This is a genomic window from Phyllobacterium sp. 21LDTY02-6, assembly GCF_023554255.2.
GTDB lineage: Bacteria > Pseudomonadota > Alphaproteobacteria > Rhizobiales > Rhizobiaceae > Phyllobacterium.
This window is the reverse complement of the sequence record NZ_JAMJWD020000007.1, coordinates 258073-273096: the sequence shown is the minus strand read 5'-3', so window position 1 is coordinate 273096 and position 15024 is coordinate 258073. Positions and strand designations below refer to the sequence as shown.

At 63.1% G+C, this 15024-nt stretch carries 19 protein-coding genes; 8 read left to right on the top strand and 11 right to left on the bottom strand.

The genetic code is table 11. The features are described from left to right. Positions 1-39: 39 nt before the first annotated feature. From nadA to panB, 5 genes are read left to right on the top strand one after another with little or no spacing between them, the layout of a single operon-like run. Positions 40-1113 (top strand): quinolinate synthase NadA, encoded by a 1074-nt coding sequence (nadA, locus tag M8997_RS21715; RefSeq protein ID WP_250014502.1) that lies wholly within the window; start codon positions 40-42, stop codon positions 1111-1113. Between the two features lie 16 nt (positions 1114-1129). Next, on the top strand, positions 1130-2689 hold the full coding sequence (locus tag M8997_RS21710; protein ID WP_250014501.1) for an L-aspartate oxidase: 1560 nt from the start codon (positions 1130-1132) through the stop codon (positions 2687-2689). Continuing rightward, positions 2689-3573 carry a carboxylating nicotinate-nucleotide diphosphorylase gene (gene nadC, locus M8997_RS21705; RefSeq protein WP_250014500.1) on the top strand — a complete coding sequence of 295 codons (885 nt, stop codon included), beginning with the start codon at positions 2689-2691 and terminating at the stop codon, positions 3571-3573. The genes M8997_RS21710 and nadC overlap by 1 nt, the downstream gene beginning before the upstream one ends. Then, complete coding sequence (gene panC / locus M8997_RS21700; RefSeq protein WP_250014499.1) at positions 3570-4415, top strand: pantoate--beta-alanine ligase; 846 nt, start codon at positions 3570-3572, stop codon at positions 4413-4415. The genes nadC and panC overlap by 4 nt, the downstream gene beginning before the upstream one ends. A gap of 17 nt (positions 4416-4432) precedes the next feature. After that, the gene (gene panB, locus M8997_RS21695; protein WP_250014498.1) at positions 4433-5245 is read left to right on the top strand and encodes a 3-methyl-2-oxobutanoate hydroxymethyltransferase; all 813 of its coding nucleotides are present in this window, start codon (positions 4433-4435) and stop codon (positions 5243-5245) included. Positions 5246-5256: 11 nt separating this feature from the next. Here panB and M8997_RS21690 read toward each other — a convergent pair whose 3' ends face one another. The 5 genes from M8997_RS21690 to purC all read right to left on the bottom strand — a co-directional run bounded on the left by M8997_RS21690 (position 5257) and on the right by purC (position 8235). Further along, a complete protein-coding gene (locus M8997_RS21690) occupies positions 5257-5673 on the bottom strand; it encodes a hypothetical protein (protein WP_250015406.1) in 417 nt (138 codons plus the stop codon). A 57-nt stretch (positions 5674-5730) separates the two neighbouring features. After that, positions 5731-6390 carry a glutathione S-transferase family protein gene (locus tag M8997_RS21685; RefSeq protein WP_250014497.1) on the bottom strand — a complete coding sequence of 220 codons (660 nt, stop codon included), beginning with the start codon at positions 6388-6390 and terminating at the stop codon, positions 5731-5733. Between the two features lie 111 nt (positions 6391-6501). After that, positions 6502-7170 (bottom strand): phosphoribosylformylglycinamidine synthase subunit PurQ, encoded by a 669-nt coding sequence (gene purQ, locus M8997_RS21680; protein WP_250014495.1) that lies wholly within the window; start codon positions 7168-7170, stop codon positions 6502-6504. 28 nt (positions 7171-7198) lie between these two features. Further along, positions 7199-7438, bottom strand: a complete 240-nt coding sequence (gene purS / locus M8997_RS21675; RefSeq protein ID WP_250014493.1) for a phosphoribosylformylglycinamidine synthase subunit PurS — start codon at positions 7436-7438, stop codon at positions 7199-7201. A gap of 32 nt (positions 7439-7470) precedes the next feature. Then, positions 7471-8235 (bottom strand): phosphoribosylaminoimidazolesuccinocarboxamide synthase, encoded by a 765-nt coding sequence (gene purC, locus M8997_RS21670; protein WP_250014491.1) that lies wholly within the window; start codon positions 8233-8235, stop codon positions 7471-7473. 303 nt (positions 8236-8538) lie between these two features. Between purC and M8997_RS21665 the strand changes: the two genes are divergently transcribed. Continuing rightward, positions 8539-8859, top strand: coding sequence for a DUF1476 domain-containing protein (locus M8997_RS21665; RefSeq protein WP_250014490.1), 321 nt, complete (start codon positions 8539-8541; stop codon positions 8857-8859). A gap of 187 nt (positions 8860-9046) precedes the next feature. Beyond that, a complete protein-coding gene (locus M8997_RS21660) occupies positions 9047-9814 on the top strand; it encodes an HpcH/HpaI aldolase/citrate lyase family protein (RefSeq protein WP_250014489.1) in 768 nt (255 codons plus the stop codon). A gap of 4 nt (positions 9815-9818) precedes the next feature. On the opposite strand, the gene M8997_RS21655 is transcribed toward M8997_RS21660, so the two are convergent. Continuing rightward, positions 9819-10367 carry an alpha/beta hydrolase gene (locus M8997_RS21655; protein ID WP_250014488.1) on the bottom strand — a complete coding sequence of 183 codons (549 nt, stop codon included), beginning with the start codon at positions 10365-10367 and terminating at the stop codon, positions 9819-9821. A gap of 226 nt (positions 10368-10593) precedes the next feature. On the opposite strand from M8997_RS21655, the gene M8997_RS21650 reads away from it, so the two are divergent. Further along, positions 10594-11475: a VOC family protein gene (locus tag M8997_RS21650; protein ID WP_371929628.1), complete on the top strand. Its 882-nt coding sequence runs from the start codon at positions 10594-10596 to the stop codon at positions 11473-11475. Between the two features lie 25 nt (positions 11476-11500). Here M8997_RS21650 and M8997_RS21645 read toward each other — a convergent pair whose 3' ends face one another. From M8997_RS21645 to M8997_RS21625, 5 genes are read right to left on the bottom strand one after another with little or no spacing between them, the layout of a single operon-like run. After that, entirely contained in the window at positions 11501-12019 is a 519-nt protein-coding gene (locus M8997_RS21645) for a cupin domain-containing protein (protein WP_250014486.1), read from the bottom strand. A gap of 10 nt (positions 12020-12029) precedes the next feature. Next, positions 12030-12989 carry an NAD regulator gene (locus M8997_RS21640; RefSeq protein WP_250014485.1) on the bottom strand — a complete coding sequence of 320 codons (960 nt, stop codon included), beginning with the start codon at positions 12987-12989 and terminating at the stop codon, positions 12030-12032. Continuing rightward, a complete protein-coding gene (locus tag M8997_RS21635) occupies positions 12986-13507 on the bottom strand; it encodes a tyrosine phosphatase family protein (protein WP_250014484.1) in 522 nt (173 codons plus the stop codon). Before M8997_RS21635 ends, M8997_RS21640 begins: the two co-directional genes overlap by 4 nt. A gap of 3 nt (positions 13508-13510) precedes the next feature. Further along, a complete protein-coding gene (locus M8997_RS21630; RefSeq protein ID WP_250014482.1) occupies positions 13511-14146 on the bottom strand; it encodes an HD family hydrolase in 636 nt (211 codons plus the stop codon). A 9-nt stretch (positions 14147-14155) separates the two neighbouring features. After that, positions 14156-15007: a folate-binding protein YgfZ gene (locus M8997_RS21625; protein ID WP_250014481.1), complete on the bottom strand. Its 852-nt coding sequence runs from the start codon at positions 15005-15007 to the stop codon at positions 14156-14158. Positions 15008-15024: the final 17 nt, after the last annotated feature.

Here is a 15024-nt window from a genome sequence, read left to right as displayed (position 1 = left end):
AAGGGCGCCGATCCAAGGATGTCCAGGAGGAATGTGGATATGACCAGCACAGCCCGTAGCAATGATCACCGCGCGCCCGGCATGGCCGCCGCCGATCGTTTTGGCATCCTGCCCATGCCGGACCTCGCCTATACGCCGGCGGTGGAAGCCGAGACTGCCCATCTCTACGAGCGGGTGGCCCATCACATTCCAAGGATCGAGTGGCCGGTCTATGCGCCCTACGTGGCGGCGATCAACCGCCTGAAGAAGCAGCGCAACGCCGTCATTCTCGCGCATAATTACCAGACGCCGGAGATTTTCCACTGCGTCGCCGATATTGTCGGCGACTCGCTGCAGCTCGCCAAGGAAGCCACCAAGGTCGATGCCGATATCATCGTCCAGTGCGGCGTGCACTTCATGGCCGAGACCTCGAAACTGCTCAATCCGCACAAGACCGTGCTCATCCCCGACATGCGCGCCGGCTGCTCGCTGGCCGAATCGATCACCGGCGCCGATGTCCGCCTGTTGCGCGAGACCTATCCGGGCGTGCCGATCGTCACCTATGTGAACACCTCCGCCGAAGTGAAGGCGGAAAGCGATATCTGCTGCACCTCCGCCAATGCGGTGCAGGTCGTCGAAAGTTTCGGTGTCGACCGTGTGCTTTGCATTCCCGACGAGTTCCTGGCGCTCAATGTCGCCGCGCAGACCAAGGTGAAGATCCTGACCTGGAAGGGTCACTGCGAGGTGCATGAAAGGTTCACCGCCGAGGAATTGCTTGCCTATCGCGCCGCCGATCCGTCGATCCAGATCATCGCGCATCCGGAATGCCCGCCAGAGGTGGTCGCCGTGGCCGATTATACCGGATCGACGAGCGGCATGATCAACTACGTCAAGGACAACCGACCGGCCAAGGTCCTGCTCGTCACGGAATGCTCGATGGCCTCCAACATCGAATCCGAAGTGCCGGGCGTCGAGTTCATCAAGCCGTGCAATCTCTGCCCGCATATGAAGCGGATCACGCTCCCCAACATATTGGAAAGCCTAGTCTATATGCGGGACGAGGTCCATGTGGACCCGCTGGTCGCCGAGAAAGCGCGTCTCGCCGTGGAGCGCATGGTCAATCTCAACAACTGAGGCGGAAGGAACGACGATGTCTGTTCGCCCTGATCCCGTCATCATCATCGGCGGGGGCCTCGCCGGCCTGTTCTGCGCGCTCAAGCTGGCGCCGCGCCCCGTGACGATCCTTGCCGCCGCGCCGATAGGCCGTGGCGCCTCGTCGGCCTGGGCGCAGGCCGGCATTGCCGCCGCCGTATCGCAGGGCGACACGATGGAAAAGCACGTGGCCGACACTGTGGCCGCTGGCGACGGCATCGTCGACGAGGCCATTGCCCGGCTGATGGCGGGCGAGGCGGCGGCGCGGGTCCACGACCTGCTCGAATATGGCGTACCCTTCGACCGCGACCTGGAGGGCCGGCTGCAGGTTTCCCGCGAGGCCGCGCATTCCGAAAGCCGCATCGTGCGGGTGAGGGGCGACTTGGCGGGCCGCGCCATCATGCAGGCGCTGGTGCGCGCGGTCGAGGCGACGCCCTCGATCAGGCTGCTTGAGGGCTATGTCGCCGAGGATATCACCACGGCGCGGGGCGCTGTCACCGGTGTCATTGCCCGGCCGGACGCGGGACGCGGTGCGAAGACGCGCCTCGCCGCCTCGACGATCGTCCTTGCGACCGGCGGCATCGGTCACCTCTATGCGGTTACGACCAATCCCTCCGAGGCGAGGGGTGAAGGCATCGGCATGGCCGCAAGGGCCGGCGCCATGATGGCCGACATGGAGTTCGTGCAGTTTCATCCGACCGCGCTCGATGTCGACAAGGACCCCGCTCCCCTGGCCACGGAAGCCCTGCGCGGGCATGGCGCGACATTGGTCAACCGCACGGGCGAAAGGTTCATGCTCAAGATCGACCCGGCGGGCGAGCTTGCGCCGCGCGACGTGGTGGCTCGCGGCATCTATGCGGAAGTGCGCAGCGGCCGCGGCGCCTGGCTGGATTGCACCAGCGCGGTCGGCGCTGCGTTTCCGGAGGAATTCCCGACCGTCTACAAATATTGCCGCGACGCCGGCATCGATCCGGTGACGCAGCCCATCCCGGTGGTCCCGGCCGCGCATTATTTCATGGGCGGCATCCTGACCGACAGCAATGGCCGCACCTCGATCGATGGCCTCTGGGCCTGCGGCGAATGCACCTCCACCGGCGCGCATGGGGCGAACCGCCTGGCATCCAATTCGCTCCTCGAAGCCGTGGTGTTCTCCGCACGGATCGCCGCCAGCCTCGGCAAGGGCGAGAGCGGCAATGCCGGTGACTGGTCGAAGGGGTCGGTCGAATGCGACGACCTGGTCGCCGAAACGGACAGCGCCGCGATGACGCGGCTGCGGCAGACGATGAGCGCCAGCTTCGGCGTGCTGCGCAATCGCGACGACATGCTGGAGGGTTTGAGGGTGATCCTCGACCTCGAAAAGGCGAACAGGGATGCGGCCTTCCGCAATGCCCTGGCCACGGCAAAGCTCGTCGCCACCAGCGCCCTGCGCCGGCTGGAGAGCAGGGGCGGGCATTTCCGCACCGATTTCGCCGAGACCCGGCCGGAATGGCAGCACCGGACCTTTCTCACCCTTTCCGATGCCGAGGCAACCATTGCCGAGTTGATGGAGTTTGCATGATGAGCGCCAATGCGCAGAAGCAGGTCGCCGCCCATCGGCCGAGCCTGCCGCAGATATTGATCGTCGATGCGGTGCGGGCCGCGCTGCTCGAAGATCTAGGCCGTGCCGGCGATCTGACGACGAATGCGACGCTGCCGGAAGAGGCGCGCGCGAGGGCAGTGCTTTCTAGCCGCGAGGACGGCGTGATCTGCGGCGTCGACTTCGCCCGGGCTGCCTTCGCCGCCATCGATCCGGCCATCTCCTTCCAGGCACTTGTCGGCGACGGAGAGCGTGTCAGCCCCGGCCAGCACGTCGCGACCGTCGAGGGCAATGCCCGCGCCATCCTTTCCGCCGAGCGCGTCGGATTGAATTTCCTGATGCACCTGAGCGGGATCGCCACCCATACGGCGCGTTTTGCCGCCCTCATCGCCCATACGAAGGCGAGGGTATGCGATACGCGCAAGACCATTCCCGGCATGCGCGCCTTCGCCAAATATGCGGTCAAATGCGGTGGCGGCTCCAACCATCGCTTCGGCCTCGACGATGCCATTTTGATCAAGGATAATCACATCGCCGTTGCCGGAGGTGTTGCCAAGGCAATATTGGCGGCGCGGGCCTATGCGGGCCATTTGGTCAAGATCGAAGTGGAGGTCGATGGATTGGAGCAGATGCAGCAGGCGCTGGATGTCGGCGCCGATGTGATTCTACTTGATAATATGGGGCCGGAACTGCTTGAAAAGGCGGTAGAAATCAATGCAGGCCGGGCGAAGCTGGAAGCGTCGGGCCGGATCGACTTCGAGACGATCAAGGCTGTCGCCGAAACCGGCGTCGATTATATTTCCACGTCGAAGATCACCATGGCGGCGCCGACACTGGATATCGGACTGGATATCGAACTGCGATGAAAGTGATTGCTACGATTGCGGAATTGCGGGCGGCGCTGGCGGCCGAGCGCCGAAAAGGCCGGACGATCGGCCTGGTGCCGACCATGGGCTACCTGCATGTCGGCCATATGGAACTGGTGCGCCGGGCAAGGGCTGCCTGCGACGTGACGATTGTTTCCATATTCGTCAATCCGACCCAATTTGCGCCGAACGAGGACCTTTCGACCTATCCGCGCGACATGCAGGGAGACCTCGCCAAGCTCGAGGCCGAGGGCGCGGATTACGTCTTTACGCCGGAAGTGGCGGAGATCTACCGCCCCGGCGCCCATACGATCGTCGAAAACCCGGTACTCTCGCGTATTCTCATGGGCAAGATCAGGCCCGGTCATTTCCGCGGCGTCACGACCGTGGTCACCAAGCTCTTCAACATCGTCCAGCCGGATGAAGCCTTCTTCGGCGAGAAGGACTACCAGCAATTGGTCATCATCCGCCGGATGGTCGAAGATCTCGACATGCCGATCAGGATCAACGGCGTTGCCACCATGCGCGAGGCGGACGGGCTCGCCTGTTCGTCGCGCAATGCGCTGCTGACGGCGGAAGACCGCGCGGCAGCGCCTGTGCTGGCCCGGGCGCTCGACGAAGCCGCGCGGCTCTATGCGGAGGGCCAGCGCTCCGTGTCGGCGCTGCGCAACAAGGTGCGGGAGATATTGCAGGGCGAACCGCGCGCGCAGATCGAAGCCGTCGATATTCGCGATGCCGGGACGCTCGATCCCGTATCGGGACGGATAAGGCAATCGGTGGTCGTTCTTCTGACCGTGAGATTTGGCAAGGTCCGCCTGATCGACCAGCGCGTCATCGGTTAGGGGACGGGGAGGAAAACATGAGCAAGCAAATCGTGACCAGGCGCGTCACCGCGCCTGATATCCGCGGCCGCAAAGGCGCAGAGCCGATCGTGGCGCTCACCGCCTATCATGCCACCACGGCGCGGATCGCCGATCCCCATGCGGATCTGCTGCTCGTTGGCGACAGTCTCGGCATGGTGCTCTACGCGATGGATTCGACGCTCGGCGTCACGCTCGACATGATGATCATACATGGCAAAGCGGTGGTGCGCAGCACGTCGCAGGCGCTGATCGTGGTGGACATGCCATTCGGCTCCTACGAATCGAGCCCGGAGACCGCGTTCGAAAACGCTGCCCGCATCATGCAGGAGACGGGATGCGGGGCGGTGAAGCTCGAGGGCGGGGCCTTGATGGCGCCCACCATCGCCTTTCTGACCGGGCGCGGCATACCCGTCATGGCGCATGTGGGGCTGACGCCGCAATCCATCAACACACTGGGCGGTTTCAAGACGCAAGGCCGCGACCAGGCGCTCTGGCCACGGATCAAGGCGGACGCGGAGGCGGTCAGCCAGGCCGGGGCCTTCGCGGTCGTCCTCGAAGGCATCGTCGAACCATTGGCGGCCGAGATTTCGCGCGAGATCGCCATTCCGACCATCGGCATCGGCGGTTCGCGCCAGTGCGACGGCCAGATTCTCGTCATGGAGGATATGCTCGGCTACAATCCGAGGCCGCCGAAATTCGTCAAGGTCTATGGCGCCGTCGGTGCTGCCACCGATGACGCGATCAAGGCCTATGCGGATGATGTGCGCTCGCGCGTCTTTCCGACCGACGCCAATGTCTACGGTCTGTGAGAAAACGTGGCTTAGCCCTTGGCGGAGCAGGAAGAATCGCCATCGGCCCAGCGCTTGACATCCGCGCCGATACGGCTGCCGACCGAGGCATGCATCAGCGGACCGAAGGCTTCGACCTTCGCCGGATTGCCTTCCGCGTGAACGACGAGCAGCGGGCGACCGCCGGGATTGTTGCCGGGCACGACGAGGATGCGCGGACGACCTGAATAGGAATTGAGCTCGGGCGCGAGACGATAGGCGCGGAAGCTCGAATCATTCGCCTTGAACCAGCAGCCATTGGCGGCGAGCGCCACGCGTTCCATCGTCGGCAGCGCCGCCTTGCTGGAGGAGAAGGCGAGGCTGCCGGGACCGGGTTTACTGGCGGACTGGCAGGCGGAGAGCGCGCCGGTGGTGATCAGAACGGTGGCGATCGCCACCATATGCGACATTCTCATTGCATGCTCTCCGGTGGCGCCGCCGTGCGGTCAAATGGATGGTCTGGAAGATCAGGCGGACTCGAGGGTCTTCATGAAGACCTTCAATCCATCCGTCATCTCGTACCAGACCACCGATAGCACCGGGTCCTGAAGAATTCGTTGCTCATAGGCATCGAAATTCGGATAGGGCTCCAGAAGGTCGGAACGGCCGGAAAGCTGGCGGAAATTGTTGAATACGAAGCGGATCGGCGTCAGCCAGGCATCGGCGAGCGTCAACTGATCGCCATGGGCGAAGGCGCCATGGCCGATACGCTCCTCGAGCTCGGCCAGGCCGCGCTCCATTCTCTCGTAAAGCGCCGAAATCTGCTTGGCGTCGCTGGACTTGAAATAGAGCAGCTCGAACAGCTGCATGACCGGAACCAGCACTTCCTGTTCGGCGATGCGCGCCACCATGCGAACGACGGCGCGGTCGCGCGAGTCGGCGGGCAGGATTGCCGGTTCGGGAAAGTGCTCTTCCAGATATTCCGCGATCACCGGCGCTTCGATGATGGTCAGGCCGGAGCCCGTGACGAGGACTGGAATGCGCTTGAACGGAGAAACGGCGCGAAACTCTTCCGGTATGGGATTGCCGGCGGGCGGCGCCACCACCTTCACCGGCGCATTCTTGTAATAGGCGATACAACGAATGACTGAGGAATAGGGCGAGAGGGGGCGGGAGTAGAGTTTCATTGCATTCCTCCTTGAGAAGCGGCTCTCTTTGCGTGGAGCCGCTGCATCGAGCCTATAGGAATGCTGCAAGAGATCAAGAAAGGTCGCGCCAGACCGGCGCGCCTTGTCGAATCAGGCTGCGACGCCCAGCACGCCGGCAAACAGCGCCCGGCCATCATCGCCGCCATGGGCGCTCTCGATCAGGTTTTCCGGATGCGGCATCATGCCGAGGACATTGCCCTTGCTGTTGATGATACCGGCAATGTCGTTGATCGAGCCGTTCGGATTGGTGCCCTGCGCATAGCGGAAGGTGATCTGGCCTTCGCCCTCGAGACGCGCCAGCGTCTCTTCATCGGCGAAGTAATTGCCGTCGTGATGCGCCACCGGGCAATCGATGATCTGGCCGTGGGAATAGCCGCGGGTGAACGGCGTATTGGCGTTGGTCACCTCGAGCTTCACTTTCCTGCAGACGAATTTCAGCGAGGAATTGCGCATCAGCGCGCCAGGCAGCAGGCCGGCTTCCACCAGGATCTGGAACCCGTTGCATACGCCCATGACCATCACGCCCTTGTCCGCCTTGTCGCGGATGGCCTGCATGACCGGCATGCGCGCTGCGATTGCACCGCAACGCAGATAATCGCCGTAGGAGAAGCCGCCGGGAATGACGATGAGATCGACATCGGGAATCTCCGTGTCGGTCTGCCACACCGTCTGCGGTGCCACGCCGGAAATCTTTGTCAGGGCCGCAATCATGTCGCGGTCGCGATTGAGGCCGGGGAGAAGAACGACTGCTGATTTCATGGAAGCAATTCCATCCTTGCTGTGCTGGTCAATCGATGGCGATACTGTAATTCTCGATCACGGTATTGGCGAGCAGCTTCTCGCACATGATCTTGAGGTTTTCCTCCGCGCTGGCGCGGTCGCTCCCGTCGATCTCGATATCGAAAACCTTGCCCTGGCGCACCGAGTTGACGCCCTCGAAGCCGAGGCTGCCCAATGCGCCGACAATGGCCTTGCCCTGCGGGTCAAGAACACCATTTTTCAAGGTAACCGTAACACGTGCCTTCATCGCTCTATTCTTCTCCTGGGAAAGATCCGCTGTCATTTTACCAGAACGGGCCCCGCCGGGCGGTTCTGCTCATTCTCGTTCATGATTCCGAGGCGCCGCGCAACTTCCTGATAGGCCTCGATCAACCCGCCCATGTCGCGGCGGAACCGGTCCTTGTCCAGCTTCTCCGCCGTCTGGCTGTCCCAGAGCCGGGCGGAATCGGGCGTGAACTCGTCCGCGAGCACGATGCGCATGAGGTCGCCCTCATAGAGCCTGCCACATTCGATCTTGAAATCGATGAGCTGGATGCCGACGCCGAGAAACAGACCGCTGAGGAAGTCGTTGATACGGATGGCGAGCGCCATGATATCGTCGATCTCCTGCGGCGCGGCCCAGCCGAACGCCGTGATGTGCTCCTCGGAGACCATCGGGTCGTCGAGCTCGTCATTCTTGTAGTAGAACTCGATGATCGAGCGCGGGAGAACGGTCCCTTCCTCGATGCCGAGGCGCTTTGCCAGCGAGCCCGCGGCCACATTGCGCACCACGACCTGAAGCGGGATGATTTCCACTTCCTTGATCAGCTGCTCGCGCATGTTGAGGCGGCGGATGAAATGCGTCGGGATGCCCATGCGGTTGAGCTGGGCGAATATATACTCGGAAATCCGGTTGTTCAGGACACCCTTGCCGTCGATCACCTCGCTCTTCTTGGGGTGCAGCACAGTCGTTTCATCTTTGAAATGCTGGACGAGGGTGCCGGGCTCAGGACCTTCATAAAGGATTTTTGCTTTGCCTTCGTAGACACGGCGGCGACGATTCATTTAAAATCTCTGTATTGGAGTTATCGGCCCGCCCGTATGGGGGCAGTCATGTTTGGGGCGCTAACTATAGCAAAATGGGGCATTTCACAATGATGCATTGCATGGCTCCCCTGTTTTGTCGAACTGCCACATGCCTCCAGCGCCCGGCGAAATGCAGATTGCAGCTTCCCGATTGAGGCTTTCGGTTTTGCACGTTTTGTTTATATGGGGTGTCGGAATGGATTTTGTATCTGGTCAGGCCTGAAAAATGCCGTAAGACCGGATATACAGAGGATGACCCAATCAATTGCGGGAGCAATACATATGACCATGGAAGATCGCAAGAACGCTGCCGAGAACAAGTACGCGCATGACGCGGAAGTCCGGTTCCGGGCTGAGGCGCGGCGCAACAAGCTACTCGGATTGTGGGCGGCTGAAAAGCTCGGCAAGACCGGGGAAGAGGCCGAAGCCTACGCAAAGGAAGTCATTGTTGCCGATTTCCATGAGGCCGGTGATGAGGATGTTTTCCGCAAGATCCGGGCGGATTTCGATGCTGCCGGCATAGACCAGTCGGATCATCGCATTCGCCGCACCATGGAAGAACTGATGATCGAGGCCATCCGCCAGGTCGAAAGCGCATCGTAGAATTCGAGGACCCGGCCGGCCGGCGAGAAGCCGGTTCGCCGGGTCCACATTGTCGACACGGGCTGTCCAGCAGCCTCGGCCGCCGCAAGGCGGCTTTTTTTTATGGCCGACCGCGACCTTCAGGCCCTTGACCGCCGCTTGCCGCCTTTCGCAATATGCCGTTCTGCATAGGGAGAGTCGAAAAATCATGTCATTAGCCAAGCGCCTCAGGGGCGGTGAAACCCTTTATTCGGGCTGGTCGAGCCTGACCGATCCTCTGGCGATGGAGGCCCTGTGCCGCACGCCGCTGCAGACGACGCTGTTGGACATGCAGCACGGTGCGCATGATACGGCCAGCATCGTCGCCCTGACCGGGATCATGCGCGCGGCCGGCAAGCATGCGGCGGTGAGGGTTCCGGTCGGGCGTTTCGACCTTGCCAGCCGCGCGCTCGATTTCGGCGTCGAGGCCGTCGTCGCGCCAATGATCAACAACGTCGCCGATGCCCGGCTCTTCGCGCGGGCGATGAAATATCCGCCGGTCGGCGAACGCTCATGGGGACAGCTGCGCGGCCGTCCCGGCAATTATGGCGAAGGCGGTTCCGGCGCCTATCTGCGCCAGGTCAACGATGAAACGCTGGCATTCGCCATGATCGAGACGCGGGAAGCCTATGAGCGGACCGAAGACATCCTTGCGACGGACGGCATAGACGGCGTCTTCGTCGGGCCGTCGGATTTTTCCATCGCCTGGAGCAATGGCGCCGAGGTCGACGCCGGATCGGAGGCGATCATCGAGCCCTTGACGCGGATCGCCGAGAAGGCGAGGGATGCCGGCAAGCTTTGCGGCATCTACGCCGCCAACGCGCAGATCGCCAACCGTTTCGCCGGTCTCGGCTATCGCTACATCGCGCTTGGGGTCGATACCGCCTATCTGATCGCCGGGGTCCAGGGTATTCTCGATGGGCTGGACAAGCCCTGAGCCGTCAGAGCCGTGACAGGAACTGCGCGAAGACCATGGAGCCCTCCGGCCATGGTCCATGCCCCGATTCGGCATTGATGTGGCCGGACTCGCCCGCATCGACGATCAGCGAGCCCCAGGCGGCGGCAAGGTCGTCCGCGACCTCATAGCTGCAATAATGATCGTTGCGGCTGGCGACGACGATCGAGGGGAAAGTGAACGGATCGCGCGGATAGGGCCCGAAGGTCATCAGGTGCTTCGGCCTGATCTTCGGATTGGAGACATCCGGCGGGGTGACGAGGAACGCACCCTTCACCTTGTCGCCGATCTCCGGAATGGCATGGATGAAGGTGGGCACGCCGAGCGAATGGGCGACCACCACGACGGGGCGCGTCGCCTCGCCAATGGCCTTGACGACTTCGGCCACCCAATCCTCGCGCACCGGCTTGCTCCATTCGGCCTGCTCGACCCGGCGTGCTGTCGATAGCCGCGTCTGCCAGCGGGTCTGCCAATGGTCCGGCCCGGAATTGGTATAGCCCGGAATGATGAGAATATCGGTATCTTTGACTTTCATGCGCCGTATCTAGTGGTCTGATTCTAACATTTGCACCCCGCCGATACACCCTACATAGAAGATTTTCCTTGATCCGCAACTGTCGCGGCGAGGGCCGAGCATAGGCGGCCAATGGACGAAACCATGGCGCCGGTTCACGAATGGTGAACATGCTGTCGCCGTCGGCGCTCTTGTATTCGGGCCCACAAAGACCGAGCTTCCATGGCAACGGAAACAGGATGCGGCCATGCAATTGACACGGCGAAGCTTGGTGGCGGCGATCGCCGGCCTTGCAGCAACGGTCGCAGGGCGTGCGGAGGCCAGAATGACTGAAACACCATTTGCGGGACAGACACCGATCCATGTCTCGAAGATCGGCATCAAGGCGAAGGACGCCGAAGCGCTGGCGGGCTATTACATGGACGTGCTTGGCCTGCGCGAGATCGCGAGAAAGGGCGCTTCCATCGTTCTCGGCGCCGGCGACAGGGCCTTGCTGGAGATCGAACAGGCCTCGGCCGTGCGCGCGGACGATCCGCATAGCGCCGGTCTCTATCATACGGCATTCCTCCTGCCGGGGCGCAGCGATCTTGCGCGCTGGGCGCGGCGCGCCATCGACAGGCGCACGCCGATCACCGGCGCTTCGGACCATCACGTCAGCGAGGCGATCTACCTGACGGACCCCGAGGGCAATGGCGTCGAAATCTATGCCGATCGCGCTCCCGAGGCCTGGCGCTGGGAGGGGCCGCGCATTGCCATGGCCACCGAACGGCTGGATGTCGCCAATCTGATGACCGAACAAGGCGCCGGCGAGGAATGGACCGGCGCGCCGGACGGCACCATGGTGGGACATCTTCACCTGCGGGTCGGCAATGCGCGCGAGGCCGAGGACTGGTGGCACCGGGAAGTCGGCCTGCAGACGGTTGCCGAATACGGACCTTCGGCCGTTTTCATGTCGTCAGGCGGATATCACCATCACGTCGCGGCCAATATCTGGCAGAGCCGCGGCGCCGGCAAGCGCGATGCCGACCGATCGGGCCTTGCCTGGGCGGAATTCAGTTCCGCAGGCGCGACGGGCGAGCGCGAGCTCGTCGATCCGTGGGGCAACGTCATCCGCATCGTGCCGTCATAGGGGCGAGGGACAGGCGCGCGCCCGCTCAGTCGGCAATGTCCGGCTTGCCCGCAACATCCGCTCCCTGCCAGTAATCCATCTTCGCGGCGCGGGCATAGCCCTCGCCGAGCAGGCGGACGGCGACACGGCCGGTTTCGGGATAGACTACGACCTCGTTCGGGTTCTTCTCGCCGATGATGAGAAAGCGGCACGGCGCATCGCCGTGATTGTAGAAGGAATGGCCCGCCTGCTGCCCGGCGGGAAAGCAGACATGGTCGCCCGCCTTCATGCGGTAGGTCCTGTCGCCGAGGCGCAAGGTCATCTCGCCTTCCAGAATGAAGGCCTGCTCTTCCTCCAGCATGTGGAAATGGTTGAGGGTCGATTCCTTGCCGGGCGCGAGTTCCTCGAGTGCGACGCCGACATGGGTCGCGCCGCCATAGCCGGACAGATAGCGGTAGCTGCTGCCATAGCGCGTACCCTCGGACCATTGCTCCAGCGGCACGTCGGCGGAAGCGAACGGCTCGAATATCCCGTCGGCGTTCTTCGATGTCGGTCCTTCGCTCAAGACGTCCTCCTCATGACCTGTTGCCGACCCTCAGGCCCGCCACGCTGCGCTCCTCGAGGACATTGTGGCGGAAGCGATAAAGCGCTGCCGGTCGCCCGCGCGCCTGGGTCTGCTCGGCGCCGGTCGGCTCCACGAGTTCGGTGGTTTCGACCAGTCGGCGGAAGTTCTGCTTGTGCAGATGGCGGCCGGAAATGGCCTCCACCGTCTCCTGCAGGGCGGTAAGCGTGAATGTCGGCGGCATCAGCTCGAACACGACGGGCCGATATTTGAGCTTGGCGCGCAGGCGCGAAATGGCGGTCGCCAGGATGCGGCGATGGTCGAAGCTCATGGCAATGCCGGCCACGCAGTGCGATGCGTCGCGTTCCGCCCGGCCATCGCGCACGGCCTCCGCCACCAGCCCGGCCTCGTAGAGCAATTCATAGCGTTCGAGGACGCGCTCTTCGTCCCAGCCGATGTTCTCGTCGCCAAAGGCCAGCCGGAAGCGGCTGAGCCGGGATTGGACGCCGCTCTGCTGCGCCCACTCCAGCAGGGCCGGGCGGATGGCGCTGTCGATGATCGCCGGCTTTCCGCCGCGCCAGTCCTCCCAGGGCAGGAACGAATACCAGCTGCGCCATTGCGCCCCGGCCTTGCGCAGCGCCTCGCCATCATTCTCCGTCAGCCGGGTCAGCGCCAGATAACCGACGGAAACGACGTGGAGATCCCTGTCTTCCGCCGTCTTGTGCCGGCCGCGATCGCCGAACGTATAGAGCTGCTCCACATATCCAAGTTGCAAAGGTGTCTGCTCTGCAACCCAAGCACGCAGTCCGGTCTCGAATGTCCGGTGCTGCAGCGGATTGAACGGCCCGAACGGCAGTTCTTCCAGCGAAGGCGTCGTTTCGGAGCGGGTGGTGAGGATCAGCGGCACATTGTTGGCGACCGCAGCGATGGCGGCGCTGAGATTGATTTCAACGGCATTGATGGCAGTCGTCATCGGGGGATCGTCAGCGGCAGAATGAAGGGCGTGCCCTCGAAGGCTTCCTCGCCGCGGCCGATGGCCTTGATCGCATCGACCATGCGGCCCTTGCGGCCCAGCATGTCGTCCGCCAGCGCCACCAGCCGCCCATTCGGGGTGGCGGAAGGCGCATTCCGCCGCAAGGTCTGTGCCAGTTCCACCTCGTCCAGCTCGGGATTGAGCGCGAGGGCGGTGATATAGGCGCCGGCGGTGGAGCGCGAAATACCGGCATAGCAATGGATGAGCAGCGGCGCGCGCCGGTCCCACCGCCTGCCGAATTCCAGGAACTGGTTGATGTGCTGGACCGTCGGGTGGGTCATGCCCTCCATCGGCTCGACTATGTCGTTGAAGCCGATGAAGAGGTGACGGGCCGCCTCGATTTCAGCCGGACGGGTGACGGGCGTCCCGGCATTGATCAGGCTCAGCATGTCGCGGGCGCCGAACTGCGCCGCCGCCTCCGCGAGCCTGGAAAGAGGGGATACGACGATGTGCGGCATGGTCTATCCCTCCGATCGCAATTGGTCGAGCGCGGCGAATCGTTCGAGAAAACGGGTCTGGGCGCTGCGCGTCGGCAAGGGCATGAGTTCGAGCCTGTCCGGATCGATGCCGCGCGGCCGGCCGAAGAACTCGGCGGCTTCCGGCTCGGAGAACCCCGCAAGCCGCGTCGCCTCGTAATAGGCGGCAACGGCGTCGGCGCGCTTGATCGAACGCCGCAGATCGTCGCCGGCACCATCCGCAAGCGAGAAGCGCAGATGGATCGCCCGCTGCAGCCGCGTCTCGACGCTCTTGTAATCGCCGCCGACGACCGCCTTGAAGGGCGAGATCATGTCGCCGATGACATATTCCGCCGCATCGTGCAGCAGCGTCGACAGGCGTTGCTCCGGCGTGGCGCGCGGAAAGATCAAGCCGAATATCTGTTCGACCAGCAGCGAATGCTGCGCGACCGAATAGGCGTGCTCGCCGATGGTCTGGCCGTTCCAGCGCGCGACGCGCGAGAGTCCATGGGCGATGTCCTCGATCTCGATATCGAGCGGCGAGGGGTCGAGCAGATCCAGCCGCCGCCCCGACAGCATGCGCTGCCAGGCCCGCAGTTCCGGCTTTTCAGAGATTGCTGGCGGCTTCACCGATCGCAGCATGGGTTCCTGCTATGCCTCTTGTGTTTCAGCCGGAAAAGTAAACCGGTGTTCGGGCGGAATGGCAAGACGGATGGCGATATCTCCTGCCAGGATCGCCGCGCCGCCATCCATCGCGTCTTTCACGCGGTCGATGCGCACCAGCGCCAGTCCGGTATTGTCCACCGTGCTGCCGAGCGTCCCGATCTCGCGGCCATTGACGGTCACTGGCGTTCCCGCCTCGGGCAACGACTGTTCGGCCGAGGCGATGAGCACCCGCCGGCGCGCCGTTCCCCGGTGCTGCATGCGCGAGACCACTTCCTGCCCGACAAAACAGCCCTTCCTGAACGAAACGCCTTCGATCTGGTCGAAATTGATGTCATGGGGAAACGCGTCGCCGAGCGCGAAATCGACGGGTGCCTCTGCGACGCCATGGCGGATGCGCAGCAATGTCCATTCGCGCTCATCCGAATTCGCAGCCGGGGCCGCGCCATAGGCACGGTAGACGGGTTCGGCCGCAAAGCGCCGGTCGCGATAGGTTGATTCTGTTTGCGACGCAGCGGAATCATCACCGAAACTTATGCGCACAAGTGCTTCGGATTGCTTGGAAATCGCGGCTTTCGCCCGCAGCCTGTAAAGCGTCAGGCGCTTGACGAGATCGTCCGCCGGCGCCTGCGGCAGGTCGAGGCGGAAGCCGCCGCCGGCCTTGCGCGACACCAGGAACTGAAACAGGATCTTGCCTTGCGGGCTGAGAAGCGCGCCCGGCTTCAGATCGTCCGGCGCGAGATCGTCGAGGTTGGTCGTGATGAGATTCTGCAGAAAGCTTTCCGCATCCTCGCCATCGACATCAATCACAGCTCTTTCGCTCAAATCCACCGTCGGCATAGCATCACCCTTGCCTT

Excerpts from the sequence above, each read along its gene's own strand:
- nadA (WP_250014502.1), top strand. The coding sequence starts at position 40 with ATGACCAGCACAGCCCGTAGCAATGATCACCGCGCGCCCGGCATGGCC.
- M8997_RS21710 (WP_250014501.1), top strand. The coding sequence starts at position 1,130 with ATGTCTGTTCGCCCTGATCCCGTCATCATCATCGGCGGGGGCCTCGCC.
- nadC (WP_250014500.1), top strand. The coding sequence starts at position 2,689 with ATGAGCGCCAATGCGCAGAAGCAGGTCGCCGCCCATCGGCCGAGCCTG.
- panC (WP_250014499.1), top strand. The coding sequence starts at position 3,570 with ATGAAAGTGATTGCTACGATTGCGGAATTGCGGGCGGCGCTGGCGGCC.
- panB (WP_250014498.1), top strand. The coding sequence starts at position 4,433 with ATGAGCAAGCAAATCGTGACCAGGCGCGTCACCGCGCCTGATATCCGC.
- M8997_RS21690 (WP_250015406.1), bottom strand. The coding sequence starts at position 5,673 with ATGTCGCATATGGTGGCGATCGCCACCGTTCTGATCACCACCGGCGCG.
- M8997_RS21685 (WP_250014497.1), bottom strand. The coding sequence starts at position 6,390 with ATGAAACTCTACTCCCGCCCCCTCTCGCCCTATTCCTCAGTCATTCGT.
- purQ (WP_250014495.1), bottom strand. The coding sequence starts at position 7,170 with ATGAAATCAGCAGTCGTTCTTCTCCCCGGCCTCAATCGCGACCGCGAC.
- purS (WP_250014493.1), bottom strand. The coding sequence starts at position 7,438 with ATGAAGGCACGTGTTACGGTTACCTTGAAAAATGGTGTTCTTGACCCG.
- purC (WP_250014491.1), bottom strand. The coding sequence starts at position 8,235 with ATGAATCGTCGCCGCCGTGTCTACGAAGGCAAAGCAAAAATCCTTTAT.
- M8997_RS21665 (WP_250014490.1), top strand. The coding sequence starts at position 8,539 with ATGACCATGGAAGATCGCAAGAACGCTGCCGAGAACAAGTACGCGCAT.
- M8997_RS21660 (WP_250014489.1), top strand. The coding sequence starts at position 9,047 with ATGTCATTAGCCAAGCGCCTCAGGGGCGGTGAAACCCTTTATTCGGGC.
- M8997_RS21655 (WP_250014488.1), bottom strand. The coding sequence starts at position 10,367 with ATGAAAGTCAAAGATACCGATATTCTCATCATTCCGGGCTATACCAAT.
- M8997_RS21650 (WP_371929628.1), top strand. The coding sequence starts at position 10,594 with ATGCAATTGACACGGCGAAGCTTGGTGGCGGCGATCGCCGGCCTTGCA.
- M8997_RS21640 (WP_250014485.1), bottom strand. The coding sequence starts at position 12,989 with ATGACGACTGCCATCAATGCCGTTGAAATCAATCTCAGCGCCGCCATC.
- M8997_RS21635 (WP_250014484.1), bottom strand. The coding sequence starts at position 13,507 with ATGCCGCACATCGTCGTATCCCCTCTTTCCAGGCTCGCGGAGGCGGCG.
- M8997_RS21630 (WP_250014482.1), bottom strand. The coding sequence starts at position 14,146 with ATGCTGCGATCGGTGAAGCCGCCAGCAATCTCTGAAAAGCCGGAACTG.
- M8997_RS21625 (WP_250014481.1), bottom strand. The coding sequence starts at position 15,007 with ATGCCGACGGTGGATTTGAGCGAAAGAGCTGTGATTGATGTCGATGGC.